Here is a 19,971-nt window from a genome sequence, read left to right as displayed (position 1 = left end):
ATTCACCCAATCAGACGAAGTTTTTGTTCCAGAGTTGAAACAAACCTGAGGTACGAAGGTTCCATGAAAGATCCACAGAACATTGACACCGCGATCATCCGCGCCCTGCAGGTCGATGGGCGCGCCAGCTTCCTGGACATTGCGCGGGACCTGAATGCGCCCCGGGCGACGATTGCCACCCGCGTGCAGCAGCTGCTGGATTCGGGCACGGTGCGGGTGATCGCGGCGGTGGATCCGTCGTTCCTGGGCCAGCGGGTGATTGCCCATGTGTCGGTCGTCGCGGAGGGACCTGTCCGCGCCATTGCCGAGGGCCTGGTCCGGGACTCCGACACGGTGCTGGTCTCGGCGGTGGGCGGCGACCATGACCTGATCGCCGAGGTCAGGGTGACCAGCCACGAGGAGCTGCACCGCACGCTGGCAAACGTGCGCGGGCTGCCTGGTGTGGCCAAGATCGACACCCTTGTCTACACCTCGGTGCTCAAGGGCTTCTTCATCTCCAAGTACACCGGCGACGCGTCGATCGATGCCATGGACACCCGGCTGATCGCGCTGCTGCAGGCGGACGGCCGGGCCAGCTACCGGCAGATGGCCGCGGAGGTTGGCCTCTCGGCCACCGCGGTGCGGGTGCGGGTGCAAAGGCTGCTGGATCTGCGCATCATCAAGATCAGCGCGGTCGAGGCGCGCGGTGCACACGGGCGGCAGCTCTCCATGGGGGTCGGGCTGAACCTCAACGGCGGCCACGGCGAGGTGCTCGAGCAGTTGCGGAACTCGAAGGACGTCGAGTTTGCCGCCGAGACGGTGGGCAGGTTCGACGCCGTGGCGACCCTGGTGGGCCGGTCGCCGGCCGCGCTGCTGGATTCGCTCGAGGATCTGCGCGCACTGCCGGGCATCAAGCGCACGGCGTCGTGGTCGCACCTCGAAGTGCTCAAGGAAGACTACGCCCGACGGGTCTGACCTGTCGGGCAGGGAAGTGCATGAGGGCGGGGCGGAGAGCGGCGAATGATTCGCCGGCGGGTGCCGTCGAAGGTCCGGTTTGGCGAACCCCGCTCGATGATCCTGGCTCACGCGCCCGTGGCCCGCTGATTTCCCGCGTGGGATAGGTTTGGAGGGACAAATCCGGAGTCCCGCGGCGGGCGGTGCAAACGTTTTAACTGAGGATGGCCTTCTTGATGATTCACCGTGACTATGTGGGAACGGCGCTGGAAATCGTCTCACTGGCACTGGACTCCTTGGAGGCCGAAAAGCGCGCGGCGCGAACCGCGGCCGCCGGCTGGACGGGGCTGCTGGGCCAGCTCGACCAGGCGCTGGGGAGTCAAGCGCAGCCCGCGGCCATCGTTGACCTTTCCACACAATTGCGTGATCACTTGTCGTTTTCCGCTGATCCCGGGCCATCGACGGAGCAGGAAGCACGGACCCGTCGGCTGCAGGAAATCCACCGAATCTGGGAGAACGGCACGGCATTCGCCGAAGCGGACGTGCAGCGGGCGTTGGCAACCTGCGAAGATTTCCTGGCCGAACTGGACCTGGATTATTCGGCGGGCCAAGTGGCAGAGCTGGTTCAATCTTTCGCCGCGGGTGACCAGCCTCCGGCTTCCGGCCGCGTGCTGAGCGGACGATCCATTCTGGTCGACATCGCCCATAGTGGAAAAATCACCTATGCCTCCGCGCACACGCATGCCCGCATCATCGAACGGGTGGTGCTCGACAACCACGGCGAGGAGGCGCTCCAGGTCTTGGTGACGGCCGTGGTGATGAGCGGCAACCTGGCGGTCTCCGCGGTGGCCGAGCGCCGCATGGAATTGCCGACGGGCAAGACGACCCTCCACGACCTGGACGTGGCGCTGGACCCGGCGGCCTTCGCCCTGATCGACTCCCGCCGCCCGGGAAAACTCATCGTCCGGGTGGCCGAGAATGCGAAGCTCCTGGCCGAGAAGTCCGCCGACGTCGACCTGCTGCCCGCAAGCCATTGGCCGGGCGCGGGCAGCCAAGCCACCGCCGAGCTGCTGGCCGCGTTTGTGCAGCCGCAGCATCCCCGGCTCGCCGAACTGCTCTCCGAAGCCGGCGACCTGTTCAGCATGCGCGCCGGCGGGGAGAACGCCGACGTCCGACTGGGCGGCGCCGAGCGGGTGGACCAGTCCGTCGAGGCCCTCTTCGAGGTGCTGTGCACGCGCGGCATCCGCCTGGGCAACCCGCCGGCGAACTGGGATCTGGCCGAGACCGGCGGGCAGTACATCCGCGGCGCGGAGGAGGTGCTGACCGAACGCTTCGGCACCGCCTTGGACACCACGCTGCTCATGGCGGCGCTGCTCGAGCGAGTGGGCATCAACTCGGTGATTTGGCTTGCCGGCGGGCACGCATTCCTTGCGTACTGGCGTATCCCCGACGGGGGACTGCCCAGCAGCAGCCTCGATGCCGAGGGCGCCCGCGCGTTGGTGAACCTTGTGGGTGCCGACCACCTGCGCATCGTGGAAACCACAGCCATCACCATCGACCGACGAATGTCCATCGTCGAGGCCTCCGCCGCGACGAAGCGCGAGTTCGCCCAAAGCCCCGTTGACGAGGGACCCGATGCAACCGGGAAGCTGGCCTACGCCATCGACATCCGGCAGGCGCGCCGCAGCGGAATCAACCCGTTGCCGGCCCGGGGATTCACGGAGACGGGCAAGCCCACAGTGGTTGAGTACCGTGCGGCGCAGTCGGACACCCTTGAGCGCTTTTTCAGGGAGAAATCCGAGCGCCGGCAACAGGCCCCGGCCGCCACGGGCCAGACGGCACCGCCGCGCATCACTGCCTGGAAGAACGGGCTGCTGGATCTTTCCCTGCGCAACCGCCTGCTGAATTTCACGGACCGCTCCCGCCTCACGCTGGCGGTCCCCGACAGCGTGGTCGACGGCCTCGAGGACCTGGTCAACAACGGCAGGACCATCGAGTTGCTGCCCGCCGACGAAATCGGCGCATTGGACAAAGAGCGGTACAAAACCGGGCCGTTGTTGCCCGTCGAGCGCCGGATCGAACTGCTGCTTTCCCGGGGAAAGGCGTACACCCGACTGGACTCGGCCACCTATCTCTCCAAGCTGCGCAGGATGGCCGGCGCGGCGAAGCGGATCATTGACGAGAACGGCGCCAACAACCTCTATCTGGCCCTGGGTTCGCTGAACTGGTCCATGGACGGTCGGGCCCTGCGTTCCCCGCTGTTCCTGGTCCCCGTCCATTTGCGACCCGCGGGGCGCGGAAAGCACTTCCGCATCGAGATGGATGAGACGGGGACCTCCACCCCGAACTATTGCCTGAGCGAAAAGCTGCACGAGCAATTCGGGCTGCGCATTCCGGGGTTCGAGGACCCGGTCCGCGACGAATCGGGCATCGACATCGAGGTGGCGCTGGGCGCATTGCGCGATGCACTCTTGGCGGCGGACCTCCCGTTCCACGTGGAGGGAAGCGCCGACCTGGCGATCCTGCAATTCGCGAAGTTCCGCATGTGGAAGGACCTGGACGACAACTGGGAAACCTTCATGTCTTCGCCGCTGGTCAGGCACCTGGTTGAATCCCCGACCAACGAATTCACCGACCCCGCCGGCCCCAATTCCGCGGAGGAAGCCGTCGACCTGGATCGGCTGGCAGCCGACTGCCCGGTGCCCGCCGACGCGTCCCAGCTTGAGGCCGTCGCCGCCGCGCGGGCAGGGCGCACGTTTGTGCTCGAGGGCCCGCCGGGCACGGGCAAGTCGCAGACGATCACCAACCTGCTGGCGCACGCCATGGCCACGGGGCAGCGGGTGCTTTTCGTGGCGGAAAAACGTGCAGCGCTGGAAGTGGTGAGCAGGCGCCTCAACGAGGTGGGCCTGGGCGAATTCGCGCTCGACCTCCATGACAAGGGCTCGTCCCCGAATGCCGTGCGCGCGCAGATCAAGGCGTCCCTCAACCACCTGGTCTTCGCCGACGAGGCCGGGATGTCGCTGGCCGAAAACGACCTGGCCGCCTCCACCCGCAGGCTGGCCGGCTATGCGCGGGACCTCCATGACGAGGGCCCGTCGGGCTACTCGGCCTACGGCGCCCGGAACGTCGCACTGTCGATGGATCCGGGCATTCCTGCGCTGCCTGTCACCGAGGCATTCGCCGCGCGGGCAAGCGACGCGGAAGCGGGTGCGGTGCGCGAGGCGCTCGGCAGGCTGCCCGAAACCGCGGAACCCGCGCGCCCGCGGAAGGACCATCCGTGGGGATTCCTCGGCGGTCCGCTCGACGCTCAGGCACAGGCGGCACTGCGTGCAGCGGCGGATGGCCTGGCGTTGGCATGGTCCGGAGCCACGCACATCCATGCCGAGGCCGGGGTGGCCGCCTGGTTGGAGAGCGCTGCGGAACCGGAAGACCTGCGCCATCTCGCGGAGCTGCTGGAGGGACGGGTGCCCGCCGCGGTGCTCGACGCTGCTTCGACGCCGGAATGGCAGGCAACCAGCGGCGAACTGCTGTCCGAGGCCACGGCCCTGGTGCAGCGCATGGACTGGCTGCCCGCCGTTGTCGACCCGTCGGTGCTGGAGAACGATCTCGCCCCGGCGCACCAGGCCGCCACGGTCGCCGACGAATTCGGGTTCCTGGGCTTCGGCCGCAAGAAGCGGCGGCTGCGGGTCATCGCCGAGCACTTCGGCGGGGGCTGGAGGGGCGCCGAGGCCGACGCGAGGAACCTCGTGACCATCATCGGAGAACTGATCGAAGCGCGGGCGCAACGTACTCGCATCGCCACGGGGCTGGGCTCGCTTTCGGGAATCAACCTGCCCGGGCAGTGGAATCCGTTCACGGACGGCGACATCCAAGGCGTTGCGGAACAGTGCGACACGTTGCTGGACCTTGCGCGGATGCTGCCCAAGGTCGGGGATCCGGGCCGGGATGATTCCTACACCCGTTCGCTGCGCAAGATCCTCAAGGGGGCCCTCGAACAGGACCCGACGGCCGCAAAGGCGCTTGCCGGCGAGCTTCGCGGGATTGCCGGACGTTGGGAAGGACTCCTGGCAGTGATGCCCGAAGAACTCCGCACACACTCGGCATGGCCGGGCGACGAGGGCTTCCTGGGTGCGTTCCAACGCACCGTCGACGAGCGCGGCACCGGGCGGACGGCCCAGCGCGGACTGGAACGCTGGGCCGGGTTCGTCGATACCCTGGAAATCCTGAAGGCAAGCGGGCTGGAGGATGCCTGGTCGCTGCTGGCCACCGGGGAATTCGCTGCGGAGGACGCGCCGCGTGGATTCATGCGCGGCATGGCGGAGGCGGCCCTTGCCGAACGGCTCGCGGCCCACGGTCTGGACGAATTCAACGCCGATACCCATACGCGCGCCGTCGAACGGTTCACCGATTCGGCCACGTCCCTGCGGGGGCACCTGGCAAAATCACTGCCCGAACTCATCACCCGGCAGCGTGCCGAGAAGCTGAAGGCGGCCGAGAAACGCATGGGCGAGCTGGCCCGGCAGCTTGAACGCCGCCGGGGCGGGTTGAGCGTGCGCCGGCTCATGGATTCCTACGGGGACCTGGTCACCACGATCCTGCCATGCGTGCTGGTCAGCCCGGACTCCGCGGCACGGTTCTTCCCGCCGCGGGCCGGTGAATTCGACATCGTGGTCTTTGACGAGGCCTCCCAGATCCGGGTGGCCGACGCGATCGGCGCCCTGGGCCGCGCCAGGTCGGCGGTGGTCGTGGGCGACAGCAAGCAGATGCCGCCGGGCTCGTTCGCGGAGGTCTCGCTGGAGCCGGACGAGGACCCGGAGTCGGAGATGCTTGTCGCCGACGAGGAGTCGATCCTGACCGAGTGCGTCATGGCCCGGGTGCAGCGGCGCTGGCTGTCGTGGCACTACCGCAGCCAGGACGAGTCGCTGATCGCCTTCAGCAACCGGCACTACTACGGCGGAAAGCTCTCGTCCTTCCCGTCCCCGCGCAACGGTGCTGTTTCCAACGGTGCTGAGTCCAACGATGCGGCAGATGCGGGATCGGACGGGTACGGCATCTCGCTGGTACGGGTCGACGGCGCCTTCCACCGTTCCGGGCCCGCGGGCCTGCTGCGCACCAACCCGATCGAGGGGCAGCGCATCGTCGATGAGATCAAGCGGCGATTTGATGCCTCGCCGTCGGCCATTCCCTCGATCGGCGTGGTCACCTTCAACGCCCCGCAACGCGACCTGATCGAGGGGCTGCTGCGCGACCACGAGGACGAACGCCTGGGTGCGGCACTCGAGACGGACGCCGAGGGAATGTTCGTGAAGAACCTCGAAAACGTGCAGGGCGACGAACGCGATGTCATCCTGTTCTCCACCGCCTTCAGCGCCAACGCGCAGGGGAAGCTGCCGCTGAACTTCGGTCCCCTGAACAACGTGGGTGGCGAACGCCGCCTGAACGTCGCCGTCACCCGTGCCCGCCGCCAGGTCGTGGTCTTCTCCAGCTTCGACCCCGCAGACCTGCGCGCCGAGGACTCCTCGGCGCTGGGCATCAAGCACCTGCGCGCCTACCTGGACCTGGCCGCCGAGGGCAGCCGCGCGCTGGGCAGCGGGTCGCTGGCGGCCATCGCGCGCGACAGGCACCGCGAAGAGGTGGCGGCACGCCTGCGGGAACGTGGCCACGTGGTGGCCACGAATGTCGGGCTGTCCGACTTCAGGATCGATGCGACGGTGGCCGTCGCCGACCGTCCGGGTGAACCGGCGATGGCCATCCTGCTGGACAACGAACCGTGGGCGGCGCGCCAGACCGTGGGGGACCGCGACGGCCTGCCGCAGGATGTCCTGCGCAACCTGCTCGGCTGGGAATCGGTGATGCGGATCTGGCTGCCGTCGTGGCTGGAGGATTCTGATGCGGTCCTGGACTCGATCGATGCAGAGCTGGAACGGGTGCGGCAGACGCGGATCGCCGGGGAAGCATCGCCAAGCAATGAAACGCTGCACGGTGGCACCTCGGTTCCTTCCGAGCCGGCGGCCGACGAGCCCACACCCGAACCACGCACCCGTCCCGGTCAATCCGCGGCGTTCAAGCCCTGGGAATTCCGCATGGCGGGCCAGGCGGGAGAGCTTGACCAGCTCAAGAGCGCCACCGGCAAGAAGAAGGCCGCGGCGCTGCTCGCGGAAATCGTGGATGCGGAATGGCCGATTCTGGACCGCAGGTTGGCGAAGCTGGCCATCAACGCCTACGAGTTCGGACGGGTCTCGGCCGCACGGGAAAAGACCATGCTGGCAGCCCTGGACAAGAAGGCCTACGTCACCGATGCCGACGGATTCGTGTGGCCATCGAAACGGGATCGGGCCGGCTGGATCGATCACCGAACCGCCTTCGCGGCGCACGACGTGAAGGCCCAGGAGATCAGCCCGCGGGAGATCGCGAACCTGATGTGTGCGCTTGCGTTCTCCGCCGAGGAATCGGGCGTCGACGAGCTCAAGCGGGCGGCCCTCGGTGTCCTGGGGTACGGGCGCATGACCGAAGGAGTGTCCCGCTGCCTGCAACAGGGCCTTGAGCTGGCGGTTCGCGAGGGTCGCCTGGAGTCCGTGGCCGGCAAGATCCGCCCGGCGGGGTAGCCGGAGGCAACAGTCGGAAATAATGATCAAGTAACTTGATCAAGTTGGTTGTATGATTTAACGATGACCTCTGAACGTACACCAGACCCCGAATCCGCCCGGGAATTCCTCGAGGCGCTGCAACCCCTCGCGAGGAGAATGCGGGCCGAACGCAGCCTCTCCCCGGGCAAGATGGGTATCCTGCAGCACCTCTCGCAGCACGGCCGGGCGACCAGCAAGGAGCTGGCGGCGGCGATACGGGTCAGCCCCCAGGCGATCTCGTTGGCAACTCCCGAGCTCGAGGAGCTGGGGTACATCGAACGCGTTCCCGACGCCGATGACCGCCGCAGGACCTGGATCGAGCTCGCCGAAGCGGGACGGGTCAAGCTGTCGGAAGAGGTGCATGCCGGGGAGCGTTGGGTCGCCCAGGCCATCGTCGAGCGGCTGACCGGCGAAGAGCGCGAGATCCTCCTGGCAGCCATCCCGGTCCTGAAGAAGATCGGTGCGGAGGCGCCGCGTGGCTGAAACCCGTTCGCCCATGGTGCCGGCGCTGATCTACGCGGCACTGTCCACGGCAATCGTCAGCTCGCTGGGCATGCTGCTGGTGCCCTCGATCTCCCAGGAAATGGGCGTGCCCGTCAGCACCGCGCAGTGGATGCTGACGCTGAACCTCCTGGCCGGCGCCATTGCAACCCCGGTCATGGGCAGGCTCAGCGACGGCCCGCACAAGAAGAAGCTCCTGCTGGTTTCGCTGGCGATCATCCTCGCCGGATCCGTCATCGCCGCGCTCGCGCCGAACTTCACCGTGTTCCTGATCGGGCGCACGCTCCAGGGCCTGACCTACGGAGTCGTCGCTGTGACGATCTCCCTGGCGCGCCGCTACGTGGCAGCCGACAAGGTCCGGGGAGCCATCTCCAGCCTCTCGGTCACGGTGGCCACCGGAATCGGCATCGGCTACCCGCTGACCGGAATCATCGCCGGGCTCACCGGATTCAGGTGGGCCTTCTGGTTCGCCGCGCTGTTTGTGCTCAGCGCCATCATCGTCGTCATGCGGGTCATCCCCAACGGCCCCGACGAGCACGCGGCCGCGCTTCCCTTCGACACCCTCGGTGCGACGCTGCTGGCCTTCGGGCTCGGCACCCTGCTGCTGGGGATCAGCGAGGGCCCCCGCTGGGGCTGGACCTCGCCCGCGACCCTCGGCATCCTGGTCATCGCCGTGGTGCTGCTGTCCTTGTGGATCCGGACGGAGCTGCGCAGCGACCACCCGCTGATCAACCTGCATGTCTTCAGGAACGGGGAAGTGCTGCTGGCCAATCTCACGGCCATCGGGCTTGGCGCCGCGCTGTACATCGGCCTGTCGATGGCAAGCCTCGTGGCGCAGGCACCCGAATCCACCGAGTACGGACTGGCCCTGCCGGTGTTCTGGGCAGGCTTCGTGATGTTCCCGCTGTCGGTGGGCAGCTTTGCGGCCAACCGCCTGGTGCATCGCCTGGTCCGCAGGTTCTCCCTGGCGACGCTGCTGCCCATCGGGGCCGCGCTGATGGCTGTCGCCGGGTCGCTGCTGTGGCTGGCCCACTCCCAGCTGTGGGAAATCCTGCTGGGCATGCTGGTCTTCGGGCTGGGCCTGGGCTCCGCCTATGCTGCCATGCCGGCGCTGATTGCCCGCAGCGTGGCAACCGAGGAGCTGGGTAGCTCGGTGAGTTTCAACCAGGTCCTGCGCACCATCGGCAGCTCCTTCGGCACGGCCGTCTCCGGCGCGGTCATCGCGGCACACACCTCGGCCGACCACCACGCCACCGCCACCGGAATCAACCTCACGTTCGAGATCGGCGCGGTGCTCTGCCTGGTGGTGTTCCTTGCCCTGATCGTCAACGGGTTCGCGACGCGGTTCCGCTCGGCGACCTAGGCGCCGGCCCTCTTGGGGCTTCCGACCCCGTGCAGCTGCGTATGACGGCTCGGGATCAGTTGGAGGAGCGTTCGAACGGGGTCTTTTCGCCGGCCTCGATGGCCACCGCCAGCCGGTTTTCCGCGGGCGGCAGCGGGCAAGTGGCCAGGTCCGTGAAAGCGCACGGCAGGTTCACCGCCCTGTTGAAATCCAAGACGACGTTTCCGGCCACGTCGGGAGCGGCCACGACCAACGAGCGGTTTGCCGCATAGGTGGTCTTTCCCGACGTTTCATCGGTGAACAGGACGTTCAGGGTTCCCTCGGTGTGGCCGTTGAAGGCGGTGAGAACGTGGGTTTCCCCGTCGAGCTCGAACACCACTTCTCCGGGTGCCTCGTAGACGTGCTCGATGCCCTCCACCGCCGCACCGACCCGGGTTGGCCGCGGCTGGTCGAAACGGCGGTAGGCGCCGGCGATGCGCCAGCGCGGGTCCGGCGTGTAGGCAGGGACGCCGTTGAAGTCCTGCAGCAGCGGGTTCTGCGGATGGCGCGGGCGCAGGATGTATTTGCCGCCGCGCTTGGCTACCTCGATGATGGTTTCCCCGTGGCCGAGGTTGAATCCGTCGCGCTCGGCGATGCTGCCCAGCTTCTGGACCCCCGAAACCGGCTTGCCGTTCAGGAGCAGGCGCTCGTCGGTGCCGAGGTCCACAAAGAGCCAATCGTGGGTGACCCACCACTGGCCGGGGATACCGTCGTAGCGTGTGGGGTCGCTCGTCAGCCAGTGCAGGTCTGTCACCGCAAGGAATCCATGTGGTGCGGAGAGCTCCTGCAACCGGTGTTGGTGCCAGCTTCGCCACTCGGCAGCGAAGTCCGCTGCGTTGGTTTCTTCTGGTGCCGTGGTTTCGGGCGCCGGTGCCGACATGGGTTCCTCGTTTCCGTCACGAACGGGTCCGGTAGCGCTGTGGCCCTCTTCGTTGACTAGGCGTGCAGGTTGTGTGGCCGCGCATTGTTGCGGCCACCGACCCCAATATAGGCATGGTGCCCGCACTATTTCGAGTAGTCCGAAACGAAGTGTCAATGTCCTTTACATTGAGGTCATCCGGGCGCCAGACGACTCGTTTGAGTCGTCTTCAGGTTGCATCAAGACGTTTTGTGGCGTTCGGATGGACCCGGGTTAAACCGCCTTCGGCTTGAAACTCGTGATCGAGTTGCCGGGGTTGAAGATGATGCTATTGGTCATCGTGAACTTTTTGGTGGGTGAAGACGGTGCCGAACGGGCGGATGCCCGAACCAATGATCACGGGGTATTGCTTGATGATGATTTCATCGATTTCCGACAGCAAGGCGCCGGCCAATTGACCGCCCCCGGCCAGGTAGATGTCGTGCGGGGAGTCCTCGCTCTTCAGCGCGCGGATCACGGACACCGGATCCGCATCGGTGATCAACACTTCGGGATCCGTTGAGGAGAGACTGCGCGAAAAGACAATCTGGCGCAGGTGCGGGTATGGACTCGTGATGCCCATCTGCAGTGCCGGATCGTAGGTGCGCCGTCCCATAACGATCGTGTCGAACCGGGTCAGCGGCGCATGCCCGATGCCGAGTTTTTCGCGTCCACGCTGGGGCAATATATCGGAGTAGTTCCCGATCATGTGCTGCACGTATTCATCGGAACCGCCAAAGAAATCGACTTCTTCCTGCGGGCCGGCAACGAACCCATCGAGAGTCAGTGAAATGTAGTAAACCAATTGGCGCATGTCGGGCAGTCCTCCCATTTCGACTTGGTCGACCCAACGCTATGTGGAGTTTTGCCCCTTGGCTAGCGACTTTTAGACAGATTTCGATGGTGCCGCGGTGGAACCGGCTGATGCTCCCAGGAACCTCGACAAGCGGTCCAGGACAACTTCCTGGTCCCGGAGCTCGCATTCCCACAAGACCAAGGACTGCCAACCGAGATCCTCAAGGACGACGATGCTACGTAGGTCCCGGTCGCGCGTTGCTGTGCGTTTGGCCTCCCAGAATTCCGCGTTCGTCTGCGGCGCGTGTTGGCCGGCGGGGCAGTCGTGGAGATGCCAGAAGCATCCATTGACAAACACGACCTTGTGTCGCGCGGAAAAGACGAGATCGGGACGGCCCGGGAGTTTGCCTCCGGGCAAGTGCGCATCCGGGTGGTCCTTGAGAATTTTCTCGAACGTTGAGCGCGGAATATTCCCTTGCAATCGGTAGCGGTATCCCGCAGCGTGCAGCAGTTTGCGGACGAGAAGCTCGGGTTTGGTGTTCTTGCCCTTGATCTTCGACATGAGTTGGGATCGCTGCTGGGCGGACATGCTGTCCATGTCTCGATTGTGCACCCGGGCGAGTGGTGGGCACAGCGTCAATTCAGGATTGCCGGCCAGAACAGGATTTCCCTCCGGGAAAGGGGCGTTAAAGGTTTGAGCACCGGCCGGTTCCACGATGCGGGGGAATGCATCTTGGATCCGACCGGTGCTCTCATCACTCGCACCTTCATGAGGTAGTTATGACTCTATGGGGCAAGCCTATGGATTCCATGTGCGAGGGCATGACGTTGCATGTTAAGGCAGGGCGCGGCACTGCGAAAACAATGCGAGCGACCATCCACCGAGGGGCATTGAAGCCGTTGGCTTGATCCCGTGGAGTTCCCACCGGGCCGTCGACTAACTGGATGCGGCCGTTAATTCATTTGGGATTTCCGGTAAGACGATACTTTGAATCACGGAGCCCTTCTTGAGGTCGACGGTGTGTAGTTCCTTGGTGGCCGGATTGGTGACAAAGGCGGTTTCACCCTTCACCAGCAGGGTCGGTCGGGGCTCTTGCCAATCCAATGGCTCTTCCCACTCGTCGACAACCTGGATGACGGATTTTTCTTTCCCTGTGGACGGATCATAGATATGGAGCTGTCCGTCCGTGCCGAGTATGAGGGCGTCACCCGATTTGTTGCGTCCCAGTGAGCGGAAGGAATACGAAAAGTCCGTGTCGACCAGCCGAAGCTTGTTGGTGGCGGTATCCGTGAGCGAGAACGTCGTGGGGCGTTCCAACTCCGCTTCCTTATTCTTCTTGTAGTCGCCAAGAACGACGGATGATTTTTCATTTCCGGATTGGTTACCGATCCGCCCGTAGGCGTCGGGTGATGAAACCTTGGCGATTTTTCCGTTCTTCACCACGAGCAAACCGTCTTCACACCCGACGACTATTGCTTGGTCCAGGGCTGCGGCTTCGCCATGAACGCCGGGGCAGTCCGAGCTTGCCGCAATCGTGCTTCTGCTGCCGCCCGTTTTTGCCTCATTCAGCAGTTTGACGCCAGAGCGGGATTCGTCGTTTCCTTCCGTGACGAGCAGTTGCCCGTTCTTCAACGGCACGGCGACCCCATGATGCGCTTGTGGTGTTTTGTAGTCCTGGGTCTTTGGCGGCGTTTCCTTCGACAAGGCCCTTGGATCGAAAATGTTGACGTTTCCTGTTGCGTCATCAAAGAGAGCCGTTTGCCCTGCGTGGTGGACGGCATGCCCGGGTTTCTGCGCCGGGAACTTCTGATCCCTGAGTGTCGGATCAGATACAAAATGGTGGAAATGATCGCCGTGGAGTTCTGACCAGGACCCCGTGTCCAAGACCTGGAACCCTCCAACCGTGGATACGAGGACATGTCGCCCGTCGCCGGCTGGGTTCACTCGGTTGAATCCGTCAATCCGAAAATCGGAGACGATCTTTCCATCAGCGGCATCCAGAACAAGGACGCCACCGTCGTAGGTGACAGCCAGACGCGGCTGGGCCGTTCGGACTTCCGCCACCTGCGGGGATCCGTTCTTCGCGGTGTCTGGATCGGTCTTCGGATCCAGGTTTGAAGTCGTTGTCGATTCCGGGTTGGTGGCAGGTGTTGGGGCGGTGGCGCAGGATGCGAGCGCCAGTATCGAGGCAAAAGCGGTAGTCATCACAAGGGCGCGATGCGCTCGACGATCAGTGGCCCGGATTTCGATCGAGGCGTTTTCGGTTTGGAGCTGTTTCATGTTGAGCACATTATTGCAAATAAGAATCATTCGCAATAATGTGAATCGTCGCGGCTCCGGAACGATCAGATCAATGCCTGACGGACGCTGGTGCGTTGCGCGGGTGGGGGATCTGGCGCGGCGCGTGTCCACTGGATCCCCTGGGACTTCGCGTTGAGCCCATGGGTCAGCCTGCGGTGCTCCCTGCGAAGCGGCCCTGGGGCGCATCTGAGACGGGTGGGAGGCATTAGCCGACGTTGCCGGATTGCTCCTCGGAACGGAGGTCGATGCGCATGACGACCCGCCGCGGGGTGGGGTGGCTGACCTCGATGAACCCGGCATCGACGAAGACGTTGCGGCTGCCCACAAACATTTCGCCCCAGACCGCCTTCTTTCCCGGAGGCAGGACCATGGGGTAGCCCTCCAGCGCGCGGGCGCCGCGCTCCCTGGCGAAATCCACGGCGGCCGCGGCCAGGGCACGCGAGACGCCTTGGCGACGATACCCGGTGCGCGTGACAAAGCAGACCAGTGCCCAGATGTCCGGATCCTCGCGGTCCTCGTCGCGGCCGCTCCACGGGATCCTTGAATCCAGCAGGCGCGGGTAGGCGGTGCGCGGTTCGACGGCGCACCAACCCACCGCCTCGTCGCCCAGGTAGGCAATGAGTCCGCTGGTTTTCGCAGCGCTCGGGTTTCCGCATGCCGTCTGCGACTGCAAGCGGATCTCGCGCACCTCGTCCGTTAGCTCGCGGAAGCTGTGGCCGGGATTCTGGAACCACTGGCATTGGCAGGTCGACGGGTCGCCCCGCGTCCCGAAGACCTTGTGGATGTCCTCCCAGCTGGCTTCGTTGGCCGGGACAACCCGGGGGACTGCCGCCGGGCTGGCCTCGGACGCAACGTCGCTGCCGGTTTCCTCGACCTGCTTCATGGAGCCCCTCCGATCGCCGGGCAGTCCCGTTCCGTGCCGCCCCGTGTGGAAACGAGACTGCCAGCGCCGGCCGCGATGGTCAAGGACGCCGTCCCGCATGCTGGGTCTTGTCCCCGCGGCTTGCGGATTGCCGCGGGGACAAGCCGTTTTGCGCGGGCCAAGGCAGCGGGCGACTCAGGCGGTGCGGACCGGAGCGAGTTCCTCGGCCAGTCGGGCGAGCCGGTCAACAGGTACGGGCATGACCCTCGAGAGCTGGTAAAGGCTGAGATCGGCGGGGATGTTGACCAATTCGGTGGAAACGAGGTGTGGCAAGTGCCTTTCCAGGCTGGTGCGGCAGCGCGGGTCTTGGATGAGTTCCAGGATGGGGATTTCCAGGGCGGCGCCGCTGGCGTGGAATCCGTCCAGCGGCGGCAGCGGCTCAAGGGCCCCGGCGGCACGGTCCGCCTGCCGGCGGACCAGCAGGTGTTCCCGGGTCGGGGCGGTGTCGAACGGGATTCCGAGCCGCTCGAACTGGCTGCGGGGTGCGTCGTTCTCTCGCATGAGGCCTGCCAGCAACCCCAGCATGCGCAGTTCGATCTCGTCGTCGGCGAGCGGGGTGTTCTGCCCCGGGTCGGTCCGGAGGTCGAAGAGCAGGGTTCCGTGGGCCCACGGGTTCATGAAGGAGCTCGTCGGCACCTTTATCGTGCGCAGGCCCTTGGTGAAGGCGAACGGGGCGGCAGGCTCCCAGTCGGCGAGCTCGGAGATGTCGAAGCGGGAGCGCATGTGGGTGGGCATGAGGGTGAAGTCCTCAAGCGGTGCATTGGACTCGTCCGCGGCGGCGCGCATGTACACGTAGCGGCCATCGGTGACATTGACGTGCCCGCCGTGGATGCCGAACAGCGCGGCCTCGCGCACCTCGGAGTCGTCCCTGAGGATGGCGGCGAGGTCCTGCCCCTGCATGTCGGGGGTCGGCTCGAGGTCGAAGTAGCGCAGCATCGTCGGGGCGATGTCGATGGTTTGGGCCAGCGCGCCGCGTCGGTTGTCGCGTCCGCCGGTGCGCGGATCCCAGAGGAACATGGGCAGGTGGACAAGTTCGTTGAACCAGGGCTGGATGGATTTGGCCCACCAGCCGTGCTCGCCGAGCAGGAACCCGTGGTCGGTGTTCACCAGGAGCATGGTGTCGTCCCACATGTCGTACTTGTCCATGGCGTCCAGGACGCGGCCCAGGGACTTGTCGCACATGGACACGAGTGCCGCGTACTCGTAGCGGGCATGGTCCACCTGCTCCCGGGGCTCGGTGACCTTCTGGTACCCGGGCCAGTCGAACTCCGGCCCGTCATACTCGTGGGGGTACAGGTCCTTGTAGGCAGAGTGCGTGAAGAAGGGCTCGTGCGGATCGAACAGCTCGATCTGCAGCATCCAGCGGTCGGAAGCCTGGTTGGTGTCGATGAAATGCAGCCCGGCATCGACCGTGCGGGTCTGGGAATGCTCCGCCTCCGTCGGCATGTAGCTGCGGTTGATCAGGTCCTGGCGTTTCAAGTCGCCATGCAGGTCATCGGTGCCGCCCGCGGGGTCCACGACACCCTTCCAGGGATCGCCTTCCTGGCCGCGGAAGAACTCCCAGGTGGTGTACCGGGGGTGGTAGGTGGCACCGCCGTCTTCCCAGTAGTGGGGGTGGTCCGATGCCAGATGGGTATGCACCCCGGCCTGGCTGAGCATCTGCGGCATGGAGTCGTCGAACGGTTCGAGCGGACCCCAGCTGCGGTGCAGGAAGTTGTAGCGGCCGGTGTGCATCTCTCGCCGGGCCGGCATGCAGGGCATGGAGCCCGCATAGAAGTTCTCGAAGGTGACCGTCTTGGCGGCGAGGCGGGCGAAGTTTGGCGCATCGACAATGGTGTCGGCGTACGGGGAGAGCATGTGCCTGTTCAAGCTGTCGAACATGAGAATGATGGCCTTCATCATGGCCCTTTCGAGTGGGTGGGTGGCAGGTCGCCAGGGATCAGTGCGTGCCCTCGGGGCGCGGGGTTGTCGGCGGCATGGCGGGGGAACGCGAGGACAGGCGGCCGTCCAGGAGGTCCCTGCGCAATTCGAGCAGCGCCGCGACGTGGGCGTCGGCGGCGCCGGCTCCCATGACGTGGAGCCGTTCGCCCACCGCCGCGGAGAGTTTGTCGTCAAAGGGAATGGTCGGGGCCTTGGTGGTCCGGCGGTCGCGGTTCCGGTACCTGCCGATCTCGGCCTGCCGCGTCTGGAGCTCGACGTCGAGGATCCGCAGTAGCTGCTCGGCGCTCATGAAGCCCGCGAATGACAGGCGTACGGTCAGTTCCGGGTCCTGGAACCGCGTCGGCGGGTCGTAGGGTCCGGTCAGCCAGTCAAGGAACGCTGCCGCCCCCGCGTCCGTGACCCTATACGTCTTGGCGTCACGTGCGCCCGGCCGCGGGTCGACGCTGTGGCCAACCCACCCCTGTTTCTCCATCGATCCCAACGACCTGTAGACCTGGCTCATGGTGGTGTTGGAGCGCAGAAAGCGGCCGCTGCCGTCAAGGAATTTCTTCAGGTCGTAACCGGTGCAGGGGTGCCCGAGGAGCACGCCCAGGAGGATGTTTTCCAGCTTCATTGTTCTCCAGGGAAGGGGTGTCCGGCCCGTGACGCGGACCATGTTGAGTATGGCACAAGTGGAATGGTTTTGGTAGGATCGCCTCACGGTCCACGTCGCGACCGGCCCAGTTTCGAGTGAGGGAAACTCCATGGACCCCCAAGGGACGCCGGTATATCCATCAGGCTGCTGTTCGCCGTCACGGGTGGCCGCGCCGCCCCGGACCGGGGAGCGCCGCGCCTTCACCTCCCCGGCGCTCGCCGGGCACGAGGATGTCCTTGTGCCTGCCGGCGCATTCCTGATGGGGGATGCCTTCGGCGAGGGGTACCCGACCGATGGCGAGCTCCCGGTGCATCCCGTGAAACTGGATGAGTTCCGTATCGATGCGACGGCGGTGACGAACGGGATGTTCGCGCGTTTCGTTGAGGCCACCGGCTACCGGACCGAGGCCGAGGACTTCGGGAGCTCGGCGGTGTTCCATCTGCTCCTGAAGGCGCCCCGGGCTGAGGTCCTGGGGGTTGCGGCGGGTGCACCATGGTGGCTGGACGTGCGTGGCGCCTATTGGGCCCACCCCGCCGGCCCCGACTCGCACTGGTCCGAGGTGGCCGACCACCCGGTCGTCCACGTCTCGCACAACGATGCCCTGGCCTACTGCGAGTGGGCGGGCCGGCGTCTGCCCACGGAGGCGGAATGGGAGTACGCGGCCCGCGGCGGACTCTCCGGAAAACGCTATGCCTGGGGTGACGAGCTCACGCCTTCAGGGGAACACCGGTGCAACATCTGGCAGGGAACGTTTCCCACCCTGAACACCGCGGCGGACGGATTCCCGGGCACTGCCCCGGTGAAGTCGTTCCCGCCCAACGGGTACGGGCTCCACGAGGTCGCCGGAAACGTCTGGGAATGGTGTTCGGACATGTTCCATCCCGGGTACTACGGCATGTCCCCGGTCGAGAATCCGCAAGGTCCCCCGGCCGGTTCCGGTCGGGTGATGCGCGGCGGCTCTTACCTGTGCCACGACTCGTACTGCAACCGGTACCGGGTTGCCGCCCGCACCTCCAACACCCCCGATTCCTCCAGCGGGAATTGCGGCTTCCGCACCGTGGCCCCGGGGCCCGTGAGCCCGGAATGAGTGTGCGGGACCCGTCGAGCAGGGCTGCCCCCTGGGCCCCGCTCGTTCGAATGGGCCCCGGGAGTTGTTCCGCCCCGCATCCCGGCTCTGGCCTCGACTTTCCGTAAGCCCCTGGATCATCCAGGTGTTGCTGCCACCCGAAGGTCATCGCCCATCGGTCGGTGCTTGCGGTATTCGGGGTCGAAGTCCGGTCGATGCGCCGGTGACACCAAAATCGAACACGACGGTGGTGCTAGGCGCCGAGATCAAGTTCCAGGCACGCGGTGCTGATCTCAGGAACGATGATGAGCGCGTGCTGCTCCAGCACCTCGGTCGGGTGGGTGCCCTCGACGCAGATGGCGATCATGCCGGCCGCCGCAACGGCGCCGAGCCCCGGGATGGAGTCCTCGAATGCGGCGACCCGCGAGGGGTCGTCCAGGCCGAGTGCGGCGGCCGCGCGCTGGAAACCCTCCGGGTGGGGCTTGCCGTTGACGACGTCCTCGTCCGTGACCACGATCCCGAACAGGTCCAGCAGGCCCGCGCGTTCCAGCGCGGGGAGCACCTGGAGACGGCTTGCGCCGGTGACCACGCCCAACTTCAGGCCAGCCGCATGCAGTGCGTGGACCAGCTCCCGGGTGGCCGGGCGGATCAGGCTTTCGCGTTCGATGCGGGCGGCGTATTCGGAATCGATGATCGGCAGGTACTTGTCCACCGGTCCGGCATCGGCCGGTGCCATGGCCAGGATGTCGGTCATGATCTCGCGGTCGCTGCGGCCGGCCAGGACCTCCTGGTACTGCCGGGCGGTGAGGGTCAGCGAGCAGTGGGTTGCGGCCAAATCGATGAACAGGTCCCGCAGGACGCCTTCGTCGTCGGAGAGGGTGCCGTTGAAATCGAAGAGCACGCCGTCAAGGTCCGTGAGCGTCAGGGTGGCGTTGGTGGAGGTGGCGCGCATGGTGCGTTTCCAATCTTGTAGTGTTTAGTGAAGTCGCCCAACGGTCTAGACCCATGGGCGATCGAGAGACCAAACTAGCGAGCCGACATGTCCCCGACCGCCATATTGGGTGGACCCCAGCTTGGTTGCGGGTGAACGGAACATGAACCCGGTCCGGCAATTGAAAGCGAGCCGAAAATCAATACCGACGAATTGCTTGAACAGGCCCAAAGGCTTGTTCTTGACCCGGAGCTTCCGGCCCACCAATCCATCAGCAATTGGCTTGCCGGCATCATTGCCGAAGGTCTGCTTCCGGCCGGCAGCAAGCTGCCGGCCGAGCGACAGTTTGCCCAGGCCATGGGCGTCAGCCGCATGACCCTGCGCCAGGCCCTGGACACCTTGGTCCACGAGGGGCGGATCGTGCGGGCGGTGGGTAGCCGCGGAGGCTCGTTCGTGGCGGAGCCGCGGGTTCCCGTGGATATCTCCAACCTGATGGGACTCAGCGCCCAGTTGCTCAAAAGCGTGCATAGTGCCTCGTCAAGCGTGCTTTCTGCGGTGACTGTCCCGTCCGATAGGGCGGTGTCCGAGGCCCTGCAAATCTCCGCGGGATCCCCGGTCCACCGGATCCACAGGATCCGCTTTGCCGCATCGACGCCCGTGGTGCTGGAAGAGATGTTCCTGCCCGCGGAGCTGTTTCCGGGCCTGTCGGAGCGCGATTTGACGGGCTCGATCTATGCGGTGATGGGGGAATGCTACGGCCTGGCACCGTTCTCCTCCGTGGAGGAATTGAACCCGGCCGTGGTCGGCGAGGAGAGCGCGGGGTACCTGGAAATAGCCCCCGCGACTGCGGTGCTTGGCATCAAGCGCACCGGGCTGGCCAAGGACGGGCGCCCCGTCGAGTACTCCGAGGACCTGGTCCGCACCGACCGGCTGAAGATCGTGGTGTCGGGTCGCGTGGGCGGGTCGGGCGACTGAACCGAATGTGATCAGTTCGGTCTAGACCATTGTTCATCTGTGGGACACCTTGGCGTCGCTGCCCGT

At 65.6% G+C, this 19,971-nt stretch carries 14 protein-coding genes; 6 read left to right on the top strand and 8 right to left on the bottom strand.

Translation table 11 applies throughout. The annotated features are described in order from the left end of the window. Window positions 1-63 precede the first annotated feature (63 nt). The 4 genes from ACFY5D_RS10260 to ACFY5D_RS10245 all read left to right on the top strand — a co-directional run bounded on the left by ACFY5D_RS10260 (window position 64) and on the right by ACFY5D_RS10245 (window position 9,423). Window positions 64-954 carry an Lrp/AsnC family transcriptional regulator gene (locus ACFY5D_RS10260; RefSeq protein WP_387528744.1) on the top strand — a complete coding sequence of 297 codons (891 nt, stop codon included), beginning with the start codon at window positions 64-66 and terminating at the stop codon, window positions 952-954. A gap of 215 nt (window positions 955-1,169) precedes the next feature. Beyond that, window positions 1,170-7,538 (top strand): DUF4011 domain-containing protein, encoded by a 6,369-nt coding sequence (locus ACFY5D_RS10255; RefSeq protein ID WP_387529774.1) that lies wholly within the window; start codon window positions 1,170-1,172, stop codon window positions 7,536-7,538. 63 nt (window positions 7,539-7,601) lie between these two features. After that, window positions 7,602-8,042, top strand: coding sequence for a MarR family winged helix-turn-helix transcriptional regulator (locus ACFY5D_RS10250; RefSeq protein WP_387528742.1), 441 nt, complete (start codon window positions 7,602-7,604; stop codon window positions 8,040-8,042). After that, window positions 8,035-9,423, top strand: a complete 1,389-nt coding sequence (locus ACFY5D_RS10245; RefSeq protein WP_387528739.1) for an MFS transporter — start codon at window positions 8,035-8,037, stop codon at window positions 9,421-9,423. Before ACFY5D_RS10250 ends, ACFY5D_RS10245 begins: the two co-directional genes overlap by 8 nt. Before the next feature lie 55 nt (window positions 9,424-9,478). Here the strand turns inward: ACFY5D_RS10245 and ACFY5D_RS10240 are convergent, their stop codons facing one another. The 7 genes from ACFY5D_RS10240 to ACFY5D_RS10210 form a co-directional block, all read right to left on the bottom strand. Then, window positions 9,479-10,321, bottom strand: coding sequence for a DUF1684 domain-containing protein (locus tag ACFY5D_RS10240; RefSeq protein WP_387528736.1), 843 nt, complete (start codon window positions 10,319-10,321; stop codon window positions 9,479-9,481). 307 nt (window positions 10,322-10,628) lie between these two features. Beyond that, window positions 10,629-11,153: a dihydrofolate reductase family protein gene (locus ACFY5D_RS10235; RefSeq protein ID WP_387528733.1), complete on the bottom strand. Its 525-nt coding sequence runs from the start codon at window positions 11,151-11,153 to the stop codon at window positions 10,629-10,631. A gap of 72 nt (window positions 11,154-11,225) precedes the next feature. Further along, window positions 11,226-11,849, bottom strand: coding sequence for a very short patch repair endonuclease (locus ACFY5D_RS10230; protein WP_387528730.1), 624 nt, complete (start codon window positions 11,847-11,849; stop codon window positions 11,226-11,228). 222 nt (window positions 11,850-12,071) lie between these two features. After that, on the bottom strand, window positions 12,072-13,415 hold the full coding sequence (aztD, locus tag ACFY5D_RS10225) for a zinc metallochaperone AztD (RefSeq protein WP_387528727.1): 1,344 nt from the start codon (window positions 13,413-13,415) through the stop codon (window positions 12,072-12,074). 226 nt (window positions 13,416-13,641) lie between these two features. Then, window positions 13,642-14,319 carry a GNAT family N-acetyltransferase gene (locus ACFY5D_RS10220; protein WP_387528724.1) on the bottom strand — a complete coding sequence of 226 codons (678 nt, stop codon included), beginning with the start codon at window positions 14,317-14,319 and terminating at the stop codon, window positions 13,642-13,644. 174 nt (window positions 14,320-14,493) lie between these two features. Next, complete coding sequence (locus ACFY5D_RS10215) at window positions 14,494-16,260, bottom strand: sulfatase (RefSeq protein ID WP_387528721.1); 1,767 nt, start codon at window positions 16,258-16,260, stop codon at window positions 14,494-14,496. 37 nt (window positions 16,261-16,297) lie between these two features. Next, a complete protein-coding gene (locus tag ACFY5D_RS10210) occupies window positions 16,298-16,912 on the bottom strand; it encodes a PadR family transcriptional regulator (protein ID WP_387528718.1) in 615 nt (204 codons plus the stop codon). A gap of 130 nt (window positions 16,913-17,042) precedes the next feature. Here ACFY5D_RS10210 and ACFY5D_RS10205 point away from each other — a divergent pair, with 130 nt between their 5' ends. Then, window positions 17,043-18,020, top strand: a complete 978-nt coding sequence (locus ACFY5D_RS10205) for a formylglycine-generating enzyme family protein (protein WP_387528715.1) — start codon at window positions 17,043-17,045, stop codon at window positions 18,018-18,020. 232 nt (window positions 18,021-18,252) lie between these two features. Here ACFY5D_RS10205 and ACFY5D_RS10200 read toward each other — a convergent pair whose 3' ends face one another. Next, window positions 18,253-18,951: an HAD family hydrolase gene (locus ACFY5D_RS10200; RefSeq protein WP_387528712.1), complete on the bottom strand. Its 699-nt coding sequence runs from the start codon at window positions 18,949-18,951 to the stop codon at window positions 18,253-18,255. 192 nt (window positions 18,952-19,143) lie between these two features. On the opposite strand from ACFY5D_RS10200, the gene ACFY5D_RS10195 reads away from it, so the two are divergent. Next, complete coding sequence (locus tag ACFY5D_RS10195) at window positions 19,144-19,905, top strand: GntR family transcriptional regulator (RefSeq protein ID WP_387528709.1); 762 nt, start codon at window positions 19,144-19,146, stop codon at window positions 19,903-19,905. Window positions 19,906-19,971 lie beyond the last annotated feature (66 nt).

Origin of the sequence: Paeniglutamicibacter sp. NPDC012692, from assembly GCF_042901625.1 — a bacterium.
Lineage (GTDB): Bacteria > Actinomycetota > Actinomycetes > Actinomycetales > Micrococcaceae > Paeniglutamicibacter.
The sequence above is the reverse complement of the archived record's forward strand: the minus strand, read 5'-3'. Positions and strand labels throughout refer to the sequence as shown.

Coding starts and splice junctions, on each gene's coding strand:
- ACFY5D_RS10205 (WP_387528715.1), top strand. CDS start 17,043: ATGGACCCCCAAGGGACGCCGGTATATCCATCAGGCTGCTGTTCGCCG.
- ACFY5D_RS10255 (WP_387529774.1), top strand. CDS start 1,170: ATGATTCACCGTGACTATGTGGGAACGGCGCTGGAAATCGTCTCACTG.
- ACFY5D_RS10215 (WP_387528721.1), bottom strand. CDS start 16,260: ATGATGAAGGCCATCATTCTCATGTTCGACAGCTTGAACAGGCACATG.
- ACFY5D_RS10240 (WP_387528736.1), bottom strand. CDS start 10,321: ATGTCGGCACCGGCGCCCGAAACCACGGCACCAGAAGAAACCAACGCA.
- aztD (WP_387528727.1), bottom strand. CDS start 13,415: ATGAAACAGCTCCAAACCGAAAACGCCTCGATCGAAATCCGGGCCACT.
- ACFY5D_RS10235 (WP_387528733.1), bottom strand. CDS start 11,153: ATGCGCCAATTGGTTTACTACATTTCACTGACTCTCGATGGGTTCGTT.
- ACFY5D_RS10200 (WP_387528712.1), bottom strand. CDS start 18,951: ATGCGCGCCACCTCCACCAACGCCACCCTGACGCTCACGGACCTTGAC.
- ACFY5D_RS10260 (WP_387528744.1), top strand. CDS start 64: ATGAAAGATCCACAGAACATTGACACCGCGATCATCCGCGCCCTGCAG.
- ACFY5D_RS10250 (WP_387528742.1), top strand. CDS start 7,602: ATGACCTCTGAACGTACACCAGACCCCGAATCCGCCCGGGAATTCCTC.
- ACFY5D_RS10210 (WP_387528718.1), bottom strand. CDS start 16,912: ATGAAGCTGGAAAACATCCTCCTGGGCGTGCTCCTCGGGCACCCCTGC.
- ACFY5D_RS10220 (WP_387528724.1), bottom strand. CDS start 14,319: ATGAAGCAGGTCGAGGAAACCGGCAGCGACGTTGCGTCCGAGGCCAGC.